The following is a 12,749-nucleotide window of genomic DNA, read 5'->3' as shown; positions in this document are numbered from 1 at the left end:
CGATCGATGGGCACCGTCCGATTCGAACGACGAATCGCTCCGGCACACGATGCTGGCGTTTCTGCACAGCAATCCGGATGCTTGCCTGCGCGCCAACGAGGCCGGCCATTTCACCGCGTCCTCGCTGGTGCTCGACACGTCGGGAACACATGTGCTGCTGACGCTTCATCCGAAGGTCGGTCGGTGGATTCAACTCGGCGGCCACTGCGAACCGACGGACGAGACGGTCGTCGACGCGGCGCTACGGGAGGCCACCGAAGAATCCGGCATCGATGATCTGACGATCGATCCGATGCTGCTCTCCGCCCACACCCACCCGATCACCTGCTCGCTCGGTAAGCCGACGCGGCACCTCGACCTCAGGTTTCTGGTCCGGGCACCGGACGGCGCACGGGCAGTACGCAGCGAGGAATCGACGGATCTGCGCTGGTGGCCGGTCGATGCCCTGCCTGACGACGCCGAGCGCGAGACGATCGACCACCTCGTCTCACTCGCCGCACGTCGCCGGTAGAGACAGCCCGACAGGCCCGATCGTCGGCAGATCGACTCTGCCGGGGATCAGACGTCGGTGGAGAAGCGGACTCCGCCGTCGGGCAACTTGACCCCGGGCCACACGCGCGCGCCGCGGAGCAGCTCGCAGCGGGCGCCGATGTCGGCACCGTCGCCGATGACCGCGTCGCGCACCAGGGCGCGGGGTCCGATACGGGCACCGAAGCCGAGAATGGATCGCTCGACGACGGCCCCTGCCTCGACGACGGCACCGTCGAACACGACGGCTCCGTCGAGACGGGCACCCGCTCCGATCTCGGCACCGCGTCCGACGACGGTTCCGCCGATCAGCAGTGCGCCCGGTGCCACCCCCGCGCTCGGGTGAACCAGGGACTCGCCGCGGTCTCCGTGCAGCGCCGGTGACGGCGCGATGCCGCGCACCAGATCGGCCGAGCCCTTGACGAAGTCCTCCGGTGTTCCCATGTCGCGCCAGTAGGCACTGTCGACGTGTCCGTAGACCTTCTTGTCCTCGGCGAGCAAGGCGGGGAACACTTCTCGCTCCACCGACACCGGACGACCGGCCGGAATGGACTCGATGATCTCGCGCTTGAAGACGTAGCAACCGGCGTTGATCTGATCCGTCGGCGGATCCTGCGTCTTTTCGAGAAACGCTGTCACTCGGCCGGATTCGTCGGTCGGCACGCAGCCGAACGCGCGCGGGTCGCCGACACGGACCAGATGCAACGTGACATCGGCATCGGTGTTCCGGTGCGTATCGAGAACTGCTGTCAGATCGGTGCCGCCCAGGACGTCCCCGTTGAAGACCATGACGTTCTCCGCGCGCAGTCGCGGCAGAACGTTCCTGATGCCGCCACCGGTACCCAGCGGCTCGGTCTCGAAGACGTATTCGAGTTCGATACCCATCGAGGATCCGTCCCCGAAATGCTGCTCGAACACGTCGGCTTTGAACGACGTGCCGAGGACGACGTGCTCGATCCCTGCGGCCTTGATACGCGCCAACAGATGGGTCAGAAAGGGCAGTCCTGCGGTGGGCAGCATCGGTTTGGGTGCCGACAGCGTCAGCGGCCGCAGCCGAGTTCCCTTGCCGCCGACCAGAATGACTGCATCGGTACGTGCGGCGACCGATGGGGAACTATCCGACATGTCCAGCCTCTGTTCTCTCGTCCGTGAGTCGTCCATCACCTGCGCGGGCCCGAAGCGCCGAATTCACAACGATCTTCGAGCGAAGACCGAGACCTGCGCGCAGCGCCAATCGTAAGGGAGCCTGCCACGTCCGGGCGTGTCTGTCGGCCTGAAAGCGGTATGCACTGGTGTGATGTGCCGGCAACATCACTTCCGGATGCCGTCCTGCCGCATGCCCTTTCGAGTGGGTGACCTCGACATCGGGAACGTAGACGTTGTGCCAACCCGCTCTGCCGAGCCGGTCACCGAGATCCACGTCCTCCATGTACATGAAGTATCTGGAGTCGAATCCGCCGATCGAATCGAACGCCGAACGCCGCAGCAACAGGCACGATCCCGACAGCCACCCCACCGGCCGCTCACTGACCGTCTCGTTCTCCTGGCGATATCGCCGAGTCCACGGATTCTTCGGCCAGATCTTGCCGAGTACGGCGTGGCCGGCTCCGGACGTGAGATCGGGCACCGACCGCGCCGACGGGTACCGCGAGCCGTCGGGCTCGCGAATGAGCGGTCCGAGAGCACCGGCCCGCGGCCACCGCGCCGCCGCGTCGAGCAGGCCGTCGAGCGATCCCGGATGCCACCGCACGTCGGGATTGGCCACGACGACGAACTCGATGTCGGGGTCGATCTCGGCCACCGCGCGATTGACGGCTGCGCCGTAGCCGATGTTCGCGCCGGTGCGCAGCAACTCCGCCTCTTCGAACGCGATCTCGGCTGCCTCGGGTGTGCCGTCGACCGAGCCGTTGTCCGCCATGATCACCCGAAGGGGACGCGTCGTCGCCTCACGTAGAGACGTCAGGAACTGGTCAAGGTATTCGCCGGGTGAATAGGTCACGGTCACCACGGCCAGCTCGGAACTCACGCGGGCAAGACTAGCCCGATCTCGCCTCGAACCCTCATGTCGACTGCGCCAAGGCTGCTGTCAACGCGTCCGACCACGGCCGCGCCGGGGTCAGACCGGCATCGACCCACGCGGTCGGTGAGAGCACCGAATATGCGGGCCGAGGTGCCGGAACGACGTATTCGGCGCTCGAACACGGCGTCACGCGCTCGGGATCGGCACCGATTCCCGCGAACACCGCGCGTGCGAGGTCGAACCAGCTGGCCTGCCCCGCATTGGTGTAGTGCAGCGTTCGTGCGCGCACAGCAGGGTCGGCTTCGATCTCGAGCAGGCCCGACGCCAGATCGAGGGCGAACGTGGGCGAACCGATCTGATCGTTCACCACCGAGATCGTCTCGCGTTCGCCTTCGAGTCGGCGCATCGTGGTCACGAAATTCTTGCCCGTGTTGTCGTACACCCAGGCGGTTCGCACGACCACGGCCTCGGGAAGCTCCTCGTGCACTGCGAGCTCGCCGGCGAGCTTGGTGCGTCCGTACGCCGACTGCGGCGCGGTCTTCGCATCGACCTCGTACGGTTCGATCGCTGTGCCGTCGAACACATAATCGGTGGAGACGTGGATCAACCGGGCTCCGACACGCCCGCAGGCGCGCGCGAGATTTCGAGGGCCGTCCGCGTTGACCGCCGACGCCCTGGCCTCGTCGGTCTCGGCGGCATCGACGGCGGTGTACGCAGCACAGTTGATCACCGTCGACCCCGCGCTCACCGCGGCAGCGACGGCGTCGGGGTCGGTGATGTCCAGGTCGGCGGACGAATATCCGCAGACCTCGGCACCGTCACCTCGTTCGGCGGCGAGAGACATCACTCGGCGGCCCAACTGGCCGTGTGCACCGGTCACCACGATCGCATTCACGGTTGCCAAGTGTGGCACGCCGCGTTCGCTTCGGCGAGGCAGCGACCGGCGACAAGTAACCTTCGAACGGCGGGGGGAGAACAACGAAGTAGGCAGGTTTCAGGCCGGCCGGAAACGAGAGAGGGTCGTCACGGTGCCACGAGATCCAGGCACGCCCGGAGGTGAGCGCACTCCCCCGCCGAGGCGGAGCGCTACCCGGCGAACCGACGGTCCCCGAGCGCGCACCACGGGCCGCCCCGACGATCACAGCGGCGCTGCCCACCGTTACCGCGACGACGAACGCCGTGGAGAACGCCGCACCGGAGAACGCAAACAGGTCGCACCCGGCGAACGCACAGGTAGATCGCGCCGGCCGGATCGACGCAGCCCTCGCGGTGGCGTCGAGCGACCCGAGTCCGACGGCAGGTCGCCTCGCGCCGGTGGTACCCGATGGCCCGCGACCCACGTCGCGGTCGCAGTGCTCTCGATCCTCGTCCTGCTGGTGACCGGTTTCGCGTGGCGCAGTGTCGACAGCCTGCGCTCGAATATCGCCACCGCGGGTGGTCTCGGTCTCGGCGGTGCCGCCGACGGTGCCGTCGACATCTTGATGGTCGGCACGGACAGTCGAACCGATGCCCACGGCAACGCGTTGTCCCCCGCGGAACTCGCCTCTCTCAACGCAGGTGAAGAGGTGGCGTCAAACACCGACACGATCGTCCTGATCCGCGTCCCGAACGACGGTTCGTCGGCCACCGCAATCTCCATCCCGCGAGACTCGTACGTCGAGGTACCCGGCATCGGCATGTCGAAGATCAACGCTGCGTACGGCGCCACCAAGGAGAACAAGCGGCTCGAATTGGTGGAGCAAGGGGTCACGGACGCCGATGCCGAATCCCAGGCGACCGAAGCCGGTCGTGAGGCCCTCATCGATTCGGTCGCCAACCTCACCGGCATCACCGTCGATCACTACGCCGAGGTGGGGCTGCTCGGCTTCGTGCTGCTGACCGATGCCGTCGGCGGTGTCGAGGTGTGCCTGAACAACCCTGTGCAGGAACCACTGTCGGGTGCGAACTTCCCGGCGGGCGAGCAGAACCTCTCCGGTTCGCAGGCGCTGAGTTTCGTCCGACAGCGACACGATCTTCCCCGCGGAGATCTGGACCGCATCGTGCGCCAGCAGGTGTTCATGGCCTCGCTCGTGCGGAGTGTGCTCAGCGCCAAGACACTGAGCAACCCCGGCAAACTGGGCCAACTCAGCACTGCGGTGCAGCGATCGGTGACACTCGATTCCGACTGGGACATTCTGCAGTTCGCCACTCGCCTGCAGGATCTCGCCGGCGGCAAGGTCAAGTTCGAGACGATCCCCGCCGTCGACATCAATGCGACGACCGACTACGGCGAGTCGATCGTGCAGGTCGATCCCGCTGCGGTGAAGAAGTACGTCGAAGGACTGCTCGCCGACGGTAATTCGGCGGAGACCAACGCCGAGAATGCGGACGCCCCCGATGTCGATCCGTCGACCGTGACCGTCGATGTCGCGAACGACAGCGGTATCGACGGCCTGGCCAACGGTGTCGCCGGTTCGTTGACGGCGTTGGGGTACGTCGACGGCACCATCGGCAACTACGAGGGCACGTCGATCTCGGCGAGCCGCATCCAGGCTGCCGATGTGGACAGCGATGCTGCGCGCGCCGTCTCGGCAGCGCTCGGCGGACTGCAGATCACCGCCGACGACACCTTGTCGGCAGACACCATTCGGGTGGTACTCGCGAACGACTATGCGGGACCCGGCTCGGGCCAGGCCGCAACTGCGGAAACCATTGCTCCCGAATCGGGTACGGCGGTTCCCGAGGCACCCGCTGCTCCGATCGACGCCGGCTCCACCGGTCCGATGTGCGTCAACTGATCGGTGCCGCTCACAGTGTGTGAGTCGGTGTCGTCGGGCGTCATCTAGGGTCGTGGGGTGGCTTCGAATCTGACTCAGACCCTGCTCGACCCGATTCTCGCCGCCGATCCGGCCGGTCCGCGCGTCACGTTCTACGACGATGCGACCGGTGAGCGAGTCGAGGTGTCCGCGGTGACCCTGGCGAACTGGGCGGCCAAGACCGCCAATCTGTTGCGCGACGAGTTCGCCTTCGAGGTGGGTGGCAGGGTGAGTGTGCTGTTGCCCGCGCACTGGCAGACGGCTGCCGCGCTGCTGGGAGTCTGGTGGGCAGGCGGCGAGGTGGTCATCGGGGCCGACGACTCCGTGGACGTGGCGATGGTGTCGGGCGATCGGCTCGACGAGTCTCCCGAGGCGGACGAGGTGCTGGCGTTCTCGCTCGACGCATTCGGCAAGGCAGTCCCCGATCTGCCGATCGGCATGACCGACTACGCGACGTCGGTGCGGGTGCACGGCGATCAGTTCAGGGTCGCGGGCTCCGGGAGCGCAGGCGCGGCGCTGGACGGGCGTTCGGTGGACGAGGTACTCGCTGCCGCTCGTGAGCGGGCAGACGCACGTGACTGGACGGCCGCGGACCGGGTCATGTCCAGCGCGTCCTGGACCACGGCCGACGAGCTGATCGACGGTCTGCTCTCGGTACTCGTCGTGGGTGCGTCACTGGTTCAGGTGGCCAATCCGGACGAGGCGAAGGCGCAGCGGCGCGCCGAGACCGAGAAGGTCACCGCCACTGTTGCTCAGCCGGGCTGACGGTAGCCGCCGTCGGCGAGTCCGGCCTCGATCTCGTACTTGTTGGCCGGGCCCCGATGTCGCGCTTCTTCGGCGAGGTAGCGGAACGGGAAGGTGAGCCCGAAGTTCGCCCATTGGTCTGCATGTACGGCCTCGTGCCGCAGTACCCGACGGGCGGTGTTGCCCTTCGTCAGATAGGCACCGCCGAATGTCGTTCCGCCGCGCCCGAATCCACCGCGCAGCCCGGTGCACACGAACAGGGAGAATTCGTCGTCGAAACGCGCCGTGCCGCGCCAGAGACGGGCATAGAGCAACGCAAGCCGCGTCACGAACATGGACTGCCGACTACCGCGACCCGCGCGCCGGATCTGCTCGCTCCGAGACACGATTCCGCTCACCCGAGCAGAGTGGTGCGCAGCGCTTTGTCCTTCTCCAGCACCATGGCCTCGAGTGAGGCCTGGAACGCGGACATCCGTTCTTGCAGAGCCGGATCGGATGCACCGAGAATTCGGACCGCGAGCAACCCTGCGTTGCGCGCACCACCGATCGAGACCGTGGCCACGGGAACACCGGCGGGCATCTGAACGATCGAGAGCAGCGAATCCATGCCGTCGAGGTACTTCAGGGGCACCGGCACACCGATGACCGGCAGCGGCGTCGCCGACGCGACCATGCCGGGCAGGTGAGCCGCTCCCCCGGCCCCGGCGATGATCACCTTGATGCCGCGGCCTGCGGCATCGCGGGCGTAGTCGAGCATGCGCTGCGGGGTTCGGTGCGCCGACACCACGCCGACCTCGAAGCGAATACCGAACTCGGCCAACGCTTCTGCAGCAGCTTCCATCGTGGGCCAGTCGGAATCGCTGCCCATGATCAGGCCGACGGCAGGAGTGGAGCCTGCGGAACGACCATCGGGGGCAGGAGTGTTGTCAGTCATTGTGCGGGTCCCATCCGTCGGTCCATTCGGCGTGTGACATCCAGTGCGCTGCGCGTTCGGCTCGCTCGCGCACCGAGGCCACGTAGGCGGGGTCGGCGAGCGAACCCGACTGCGCGCCCAGGATGTTCACGTGGCCGATCTTGCGATCCTTGCGCTCGCCCTTGCCGTACAGATGCACCTTCGCATCGGGCATCCGGGCGAACAGGTGATGCAGCCGCTCGTCCATCGTCATCTCGGGGGCCTCGGGCGCGCCCAGAATGTTGGCCATCACCGTCAGCGGAGCGAGTGGGTCGGTGTCGCCGAGCGGGTAGTCGAGTACCGCGCGTAGGTGCTGCTCGAACTGCGAGGTCCGACACCCGTCCATGGTCCAGTGACCGGAGTTGTGCGGTCGCATGGCGAGTTCGTTCACCAGGAGCTTGCCCGAGGTGGTCTCGAACAGTTCGACCGCGAGGTCTCCGACCACACCGAGCGCACCGGCGATGTCGAGAGCCAGCCTGCCTGCGAACGTGGCGACGTCCTCGTCGAGGTCGGGCGCCGGCGCCAGCACCACGGCGCACTGACCGTTGCGCTGCACCGTCTGCACGACGGGCCACGCAGCTCCCTGGCCGAACGGTGATCGTGCAACCATGGCCGACAGCTCGCGGCGCATGGCGACCTTCTCCTCGACCATGAGCGGTACACCCAGGTCGAGTTGAGCGGTGACGATCGCCTCTGCTTCCTCGGCGTCTGCGGGCATCCACACTCCACGCCCGTCGTAGCCGCCTCGTACGGCCTTGAGCACCACCGGCCACCCGTGCTCGTCTCCGAACGCAATCGCGTCCTGCGCCCACGACACCTCCGCGTAGGCGGGGCCGGGCGCACCGAGTTCGGCGAGCTTGCGACGCATGCGCAGTTTGTCCTGGGCGAATATCAACGCGCTCGGCGGCGGTTGCACGTTGACGCCTTCTGCCACGAGAGTCTCGAGGTGCTCGGTGGGCACCTGCTCGTGGTCGAAGGTGAGCGCATTGGAACCGGTCGCGGCCGTGCGCAACGCATCGAGATCGTCGTGGTGCCCGAAGACGACGTCGGGGCTGACCTGAGCTGCCGGCTCGTCGGCACCCGCGGCGAGGACGCGAAGAGTCTGTCCGAGCTCGATCGCGGACTGGTGAGTCATTCGGGCGAGCTGACCGCCGCCGATCATCGTCACCACGGGCATTCCGGTCGACGACGGGCGCGCAGCAGTGGGGCGCGGTTCGGTACCTGTCACGGCTCACCATGGTGTCATGTCGCACGCGTTCGGTCCGACCCGGCGTCTCGCACCGGAGTCCGCATGCTGGGCGAGGACCTGTGGAAACCCTGATGATCGGAGCCTCGGTTCGGCGAACCCGGGGTGTGTTTCGTAGACTTCACCGTTGTGCCGACGATCGCAAGCGTGCTCCAACGCTTACCCACGCCCATTCGGGACCTCGCGATTCGGCACAGTGAGCTGATCAAGTTCGCCATCGTCGGTGGCACGACGATGGTCTTCGACCTCGTCATCTTCTATTCGCTGAGCCTGACGGTGCTCGAGCAGAAGCCGGTGATCGCCAAGATCATCTCGGGTGTTCTCGCAACCCTGCTCAGCTACTTCCTCAACCGCGAATGGGCCTTCAAGCATCGTGGCGGACGCGAGCGGCACCACGAGGCACTGCTCTTCTTCGCGATCAGCGGCATCGGCGTGCTCATCGCAGCCGGTCCCCTGTGGATCGCGAACAACGTCTTCGACATTCGCGACGCCAGCGAATCCCTGACGACGCTGGTCATCATCGACTTCGTCCTCAACTACATCATCGGCAACCTGCTGCAGATGGCATTTCGGTTCTGGGCATTGCGCCGCTTCGCGTTTCCCGAGGACAACGCGCGGACGATCCTGGAAGTCGACGCCGAACGCAACGAGGACCCGACCGACGCGGCGGACGTACTCGACCAACCCTGAGATGCTCAGCGTGGTTCGCGGCGAGGCACGGCACGCGACGGTTCACGCCACGCAGGCAGGAACACCGAGAAGAGCGCGGGACGACGTCGCTGCAATTCCAGCCTGCCGCCGTCCGCCTCGATGAGAGCCCTGGCCAGAGCGAGGCCGACACCGGTGGAACCGGCTCCGGAGAATCCACGGTCGAAGATGTGCGGAGCAAGTTCGTTGCTCACCCCGGGCCCCTCGTCCGAGACCTCGACGCAGACCAGTCGTTCACGGCGTCGCTCGGTGCTCTCGACGGCCGAGACGGCCCGAACCGCCACCGTGCAGGCCCCGCCGCCGTGCACCAGAGAATTGTCGACCAGCACCGAGACCGCTTCACGCAACCGCGATCCGGTCACCGAGGCCTTCAGATCCACGTCACCCTTGATCACCAGGGTCCGGCCGACGTCCTCGAAATTTCGCTGCCATTCGACGACGGTGCCGATCAGTTCCTCGACCACCGAGACCTCGTGCGCGTCGGCCGCGCCGTCACTACGAGAGGATCGAACGAGCTCGTCGATGGCAAGGGTCAGTCGGTCCACCTGATCCATCGCCTCGTTGGCCTCGTCGACCACCGCCGGATCCGGGTGCGTGGATATTTCGTCCAGGCGAAGGCGGACAGCGGTCAGGCGGCTGCGAAGTTGATGCGAGACATCGGCGACCAACGTGTGTTCGCGCTGCAGCCGTCCGGCGATCTCGACGGTGGCCGAGTCGAGAACCTCCGAGACCCGATCGAGTTCTGCGATGCCGTGCCGTCGTGGGTCCGGCCTGAAATCACCCTCGGCGAGGCGAGCAGCTCGCCGCGCCACATCCTGCAGCGGATCGGCCAGCCGCTTGGCTGTCAGGACGGCCACGACGGTGCCTGCCATCGCTGATGCGAGGACGACGAGAGTCACCGCTCCGAGCGCCTGGCGCTGCAGGGAACGCATGTCGTCGGACGGCACTTCGAGGCGAAGCGAACCCGAGGTACCCATCGACAGCGACTCCACGAGCGGTCGAGGCACGGACGACTGCCCGATGTCCGCGCGCGATGCGGCATCCTCGGGGGTGGGGTAGATGACCACGAGCCGGCCACCCTGCGGGATGGCCAACCGGAGCGAGCCGATGTCGAGCTGGCCCTCGATCAGACCCGCCGACCCTTCCTGCGAGATGATCTCCGCCGCCATTCGATCCAGGCGTGCCTGCAGGTCGTTGCGGGTGAAATCCTCCACCCACAACCAGGCGGTGTACATCAGGGGCAAACCGAGCAGCAACGCCGTCATGACGACGACAGCGAGAATCGAGACCAGAATTCGGCGCCGCATCGACCGCTAGTCGCTGTTGATGCGGAAGCCGACGCCGCGCACCGTCGCGATGCGACGCTCGGCCACGGGTCCTTCGTCGCCGATCTTGCGACGCAGCCAGGACATGTGCATGTCGAGGGTCTTCGATCCGCGCAGCTCTGCGTCGCCCCAGACCTCACGCAGGATCACTTCACGAGAGACGACTTGGCCCGCATGGTCGAGCAAGACCTTGAGCAGCTCGTATTCCTTATTGGCGAGAGATATCTCGGTGCCACCGACCAGGACGCGTCGGGCAGCGGGTTCGAGGCGGATGGCACCGACCTCGATCGGGGAATCCTCCCCGGCACCACGGCGGCGGAGCAACGCACGTACGCGGGCCATGAGCTCGGCGAGCCGGAAGGGCTTGCCCACGTAGTCGTCGGCACCGGCGTCGAGACCCACCACGAAGTCGACCTCGTCGGTTCGTGCGGTGAGCATGAGCACGGCAACCTCGGATCGGTTGGCACGCACCTGCCGACACACTTCGAGGCCGTCCATCCCCGGCAGGCCGAGGTCGAGTATCAACAGGTCGAATTTTCCGTCCAGCGCGCGCTGAAGGGTGGCGGGGCCGGTCTGTTCGACGGTCACCGTGTAGCCCTCGCGCCCGAGAGCTCGGGACAGGGGCGCAGCGATGGCTTCGTCGTCTTCGGCAAGCAGCACGTCGGTCACATCGGTCACCCTACGGTTCGAAGGTGAGAACAGCCTGTGTTACCTGCGTTTCCCAGCTCGCCAACCGGGCTTGGAGTCGCCTGCCGAATCCTCCGGCATCGGCTCGAATGCCGCCTCCCGGCCGTGCACGGATTCGCGACGGTACTCCATCGAGTCGAATACCTGCTGGTAGAGCAGGGAATGCACGCGTTGCACATGCGGAATGTCGTCGAACTCGAGTGGATCGTCCGATGCCGAGGCGATGATGAGCGTGCCGGTGCGCAACATCCGGTCTATCAGCCCGTGTCGAAACTGGACGTTGCTGATCCGGCTCATCGGAATGTCGATGCCGGAGTGGGTGAGCACGCCCTGCCTGATCAACACTCGCCGATCGGTGACGATGAAATGCGTGCACTTCCAGCTGATCAGCGGCACCAGGCACCGCCATACGACGACCGCCGCCCACAGCACCGCCGTGGCGATCATCGCGACGTTCGCGGCTGTCGATTCGAGCCGTGCACTCGCGGCTCCGAGGCCGACGCCTGCCAGGCCCGTGACGAGGACGAAGGTGACCGACGGTAGGACGAGCATCTTCCAGTGAGGGTGATGATGAAGCAGGAGCTCTTCCTCGTCGGCCAACGCGTCCTGTGGATAACCCACGTGCACTCCTGACTACTCGCTACGACTTCCGTCGAGTCGACATGGTCTCACGAGAGGGGTCGGAGATGAGTGACATCACCGGCCGCCACGGCGAGCACCGACGGGCGATCGGACCCGGGTTGCTCCACCTCGATCACGATGCGGCCGTGCTCGTCGACGTCGACCGCGGTTCCGATCTTCTCGTCGCCGCCGGGCAGATCGACTCGCACGCGTTGCCCGATGGTGCCGCACCTCTCCCGGTACCGGTGGGCGAGTGCATCGGTGTTCCAGTTCGAGTCCCGCCACGAGTCCACCTCGGCGGCCATCCCACGCAGAATCGCCCGAACCAACGTGTCACGGTCGAGAACCGCAGCCCCCTCCAGCGCCAGTGACGTCGCCGTCGGCACCGGCAACTCGTCGACCGTCATCGACACGTTCACCCCGAGCCCGATGACGACCGTGGGCGACGGTCCGTGCGCGGCGACCTCGGCCAGGATTCCCGAGACCTTCTTGCCACCGATGAGGACGTCGTTGGGCCACTTCAGCCGAGCATCGACTTCACCGACGGTGCGTAACGCGTCGACCAGAGCGATTCCGGTCATGAGCGAGACCCACCCGAGCACCGAGGGATCGATTCCAGGGAACTTCAGCAGCATCGACACCAGAATCTGTGACCGCGGCGCGCCGGAGAACGGTCGCGAATGCCTGCCCCGTCCGCTGTCCTGATGTTCGGCGATCAGTGCCGTCCGGTCGGCGTAGTTCGCGGCCCCCGCGATCAGATCCGCATTGGTCGAACCGGTTTCCGTCACCACGTCGACCCGAGACCAGGAAGCCTGCGGGCCGTCAACCAGTGCCCGGCGAAGCGCACGAACGTCCAGCGGCGGGCGATCGAGGTTTGTCCACATGCGCTCCAGCATATGGGCTCGACGACAGGCCGACGGCTTGTCGCGAACCACCCTCGGTCGGGGCGCAGATCACACTCGCAGTTAAAGTGGTGCCCCATGACCAGCGTCCAGGATTCCACTGCACCCGGGTCGGCCGAAGCACCCGATATTCATACGACTGCGGGTAAATTGGCCGATCTTCGTAAACGTCTCGCGGTTGCGGAGATTCCCTCCGGTGAGGCGGCGGTGGACAAGGTCCA

General features: G+C 66.3%; 14 protein-coding genes. 4 read left to right on the top strand and 10 right to left on the bottom strand.

What is annotated here, in order from left to right:
• Positions 1-49 precede the first annotated feature (49 nt).
• Positions 50-511: an NUDIX hydrolase gene (locus tag CH302_RS04545; protein ID WP_082323630.1), complete on the top strand. Its 462-nt coding sequence runs from the start codon at positions 50-52 to the stop codon at positions 509-511.
• Positions 512-558: 47 nt separating this feature from the next.
• Here CH302_RS04545 and CH302_RS04540 read toward each other — a convergent pair whose 3' ends face one another.
• Genes CH302_RS04540 through rfbD form a run of 3 tightly spaced genes read right to left on the bottom strand, consistent with a single transcriptional unit; the run spans position 559 to position 3,443 of the window.
• The gene (locus tag CH302_RS04540) at positions 559-1,653 is read right to left on the bottom strand and encodes a sugar phosphate nucleotidyltransferase (protein ID WP_037189923.1); all 1,095 of its coding nucleotides are present in this window, start codon (positions 1,651-1,653) and stop codon (positions 559-561) included.
• Positions 1,643-2,554 carry a glycosyltransferase family 2 protein gene (locus CH302_RS04535; protein WP_037189924.1) on the bottom strand — a complete coding sequence of 304 codons (912 nt, stop codon included), beginning with the start codon at positions 2,552-2,554 and terminating at the stop codon, positions 1,643-1,645. Before CH302_RS04535 ends, CH302_RS04540 begins: the two co-directional genes overlap by 11 nt.
• 34 nt (positions 2,555-2,588) lie before the next feature.
• Positions 2,589-3,443 (bottom strand): dTDP-4-dehydrorhamnose reductase, encoded by an 855-nt coding sequence (gene rfbD / locus CH302_RS04530; RefSeq protein WP_037189925.1) that lies wholly within the window; start codon positions 3,441-3,443, stop codon positions 2,589-2,591.
• Positions 3,444-3,900: 457 nt separating this feature from the next.
• Here rfbD and CH302_RS04525 point away from each other — a divergent pair, with 457 nt between their 5' ends.
• Positions 3,901-5,325, top strand: coding sequence for an LCP family protein (locus CH302_RS04525; protein ID WP_037189926.1), 1,425 nt, complete (start codon positions 3,901-3,903; stop codon positions 5,323-5,325).
• A 57-nt stretch (positions 5,326-5,382) separates the two neighbouring features.
• Positions 5,383-6,108 carry a TIGR03089 family protein gene (locus CH302_RS04520; RefSeq protein ID WP_037189927.1) on the top strand — a complete coding sequence of 242 codons (726 nt, stop codon included), beginning with the start codon at positions 5,383-5,385 and terminating at the stop codon, positions 6,106-6,108.
• Here CH302_RS04520 and CH302_RS04515 read toward each other — a convergent pair.
• From CH302_RS04515 to CH302_RS04505, 3 genes are read right to left on the bottom strand one after another with little or no spacing between them, the layout of a single operon-like run.
• Positions 6,096-6,485, bottom strand: a complete 390-nt coding sequence (locus CH302_RS04515; RefSeq protein WP_371828428.1) for a hypothetical protein — start codon at positions 6,483-6,485, stop codon at positions 6,096-6,098. The genes CH302_RS04520 and CH302_RS04515 overlap by 13 nt on opposite strands.
• A complete protein-coding gene (gene purE / locus CH302_RS04510; protein WP_052047543.1) occupies positions 6,482-7,021 on the bottom strand; it encodes a 5-(carboxyamino)imidazole ribonucleotide mutase in 540 nt (179 codons plus the stop codon). The genes CH302_RS04515 and purE overlap by 4 nt, the downstream gene beginning before the upstream one ends.
• Positions 7,014-8,216 (bottom strand): 5-(carboxyamino)imidazole ribonucleotide synthase, encoded by a 1,203-nt coding sequence (locus CH302_RS04505; RefSeq protein WP_371828439.1) that lies wholly within the window; start codon positions 8,214-8,216, stop codon positions 7,014-7,016. Before CH302_RS04505 ends, purE begins: the two co-directional genes overlap by 8 nt.
• Before the next feature lie 198 nt (positions 8,217-8,414).
• Here CH302_RS04505 and CH302_RS04500 point away from each other — a divergent pair, with 198 nt between their 5' ends.
• Positions 8,415-8,975 carry a GtrA family protein gene (locus CH302_RS04500; RefSeq protein ID WP_052047544.1) on the top strand — a complete coding sequence of 187 codons (561 nt, stop codon included), beginning with the start codon at positions 8,415-8,417 and terminating at the stop codon, positions 8,973-8,975.
• Between the two features lie 5 nt (positions 8,976-8,980).
• Here the strand turns inward: CH302_RS04500 and CH302_RS04495 are convergent, their stop codons facing one another.
• The 4 genes from CH302_RS04495 to CH302_RS04480 are packed head-to-tail and all read right to left on the bottom strand — an operon-like array spanning position 8,981 to position 12,510.
• Positions 8,981-10,300, bottom strand: a complete 1,320-nt coding sequence (locus tag CH302_RS04495) for a sensor histidine kinase (RefSeq protein WP_037189933.1) — start codon at positions 10,298-10,300, stop codon at positions 8,981-8,983.
• Between the two features lie 6 nt (positions 10,301-10,306).
• On the bottom strand, positions 10,307-10,987 hold the full coding sequence (locus tag CH302_RS04490) for a response regulator transcription factor (protein WP_037190266.1): 681 nt from the start codon (positions 10,985-10,987) through the stop codon (positions 10,307-10,309).
• A 39-nt stretch (positions 10,988-11,026) separates the two neighbouring features.
• Entirely contained in the window at positions 11,027-11,626 is a 600-nt protein-coding gene (locus CH302_RS04485) for a PH domain-containing protein (protein ID WP_230596231.1), read from the bottom strand.
• 47 nt (positions 11,627-11,673) lie between these two features.
• The gene (locus CH302_RS04480) at positions 11,674-12,510 is read right to left on the bottom strand and encodes a biotin--[acetyl-CoA-carboxylase] ligase (RefSeq protein WP_037190270.1); all 837 of its coding nucleotides are present in this window, start codon (positions 12,508-12,510) and stop codon (positions 11,674-11,676) included.
• Positions 12,511-12,749: the final 239 nt, after the last annotated feature.

It is taken from the genome of Rhodococcus sp. 15-2388-1-1a, from assembly GCF_002259145.1.
Lineage (GTDB): Bacteria > Actinomycetota > Actinomycetes > Mycobacteriales > Mycobacteriaceae > Rhodococcoides.
The sequence above is the reverse complement of the archived record's forward strand: the minus strand, read 5'-3'. Positions and strand labels throughout refer to the sequence as shown.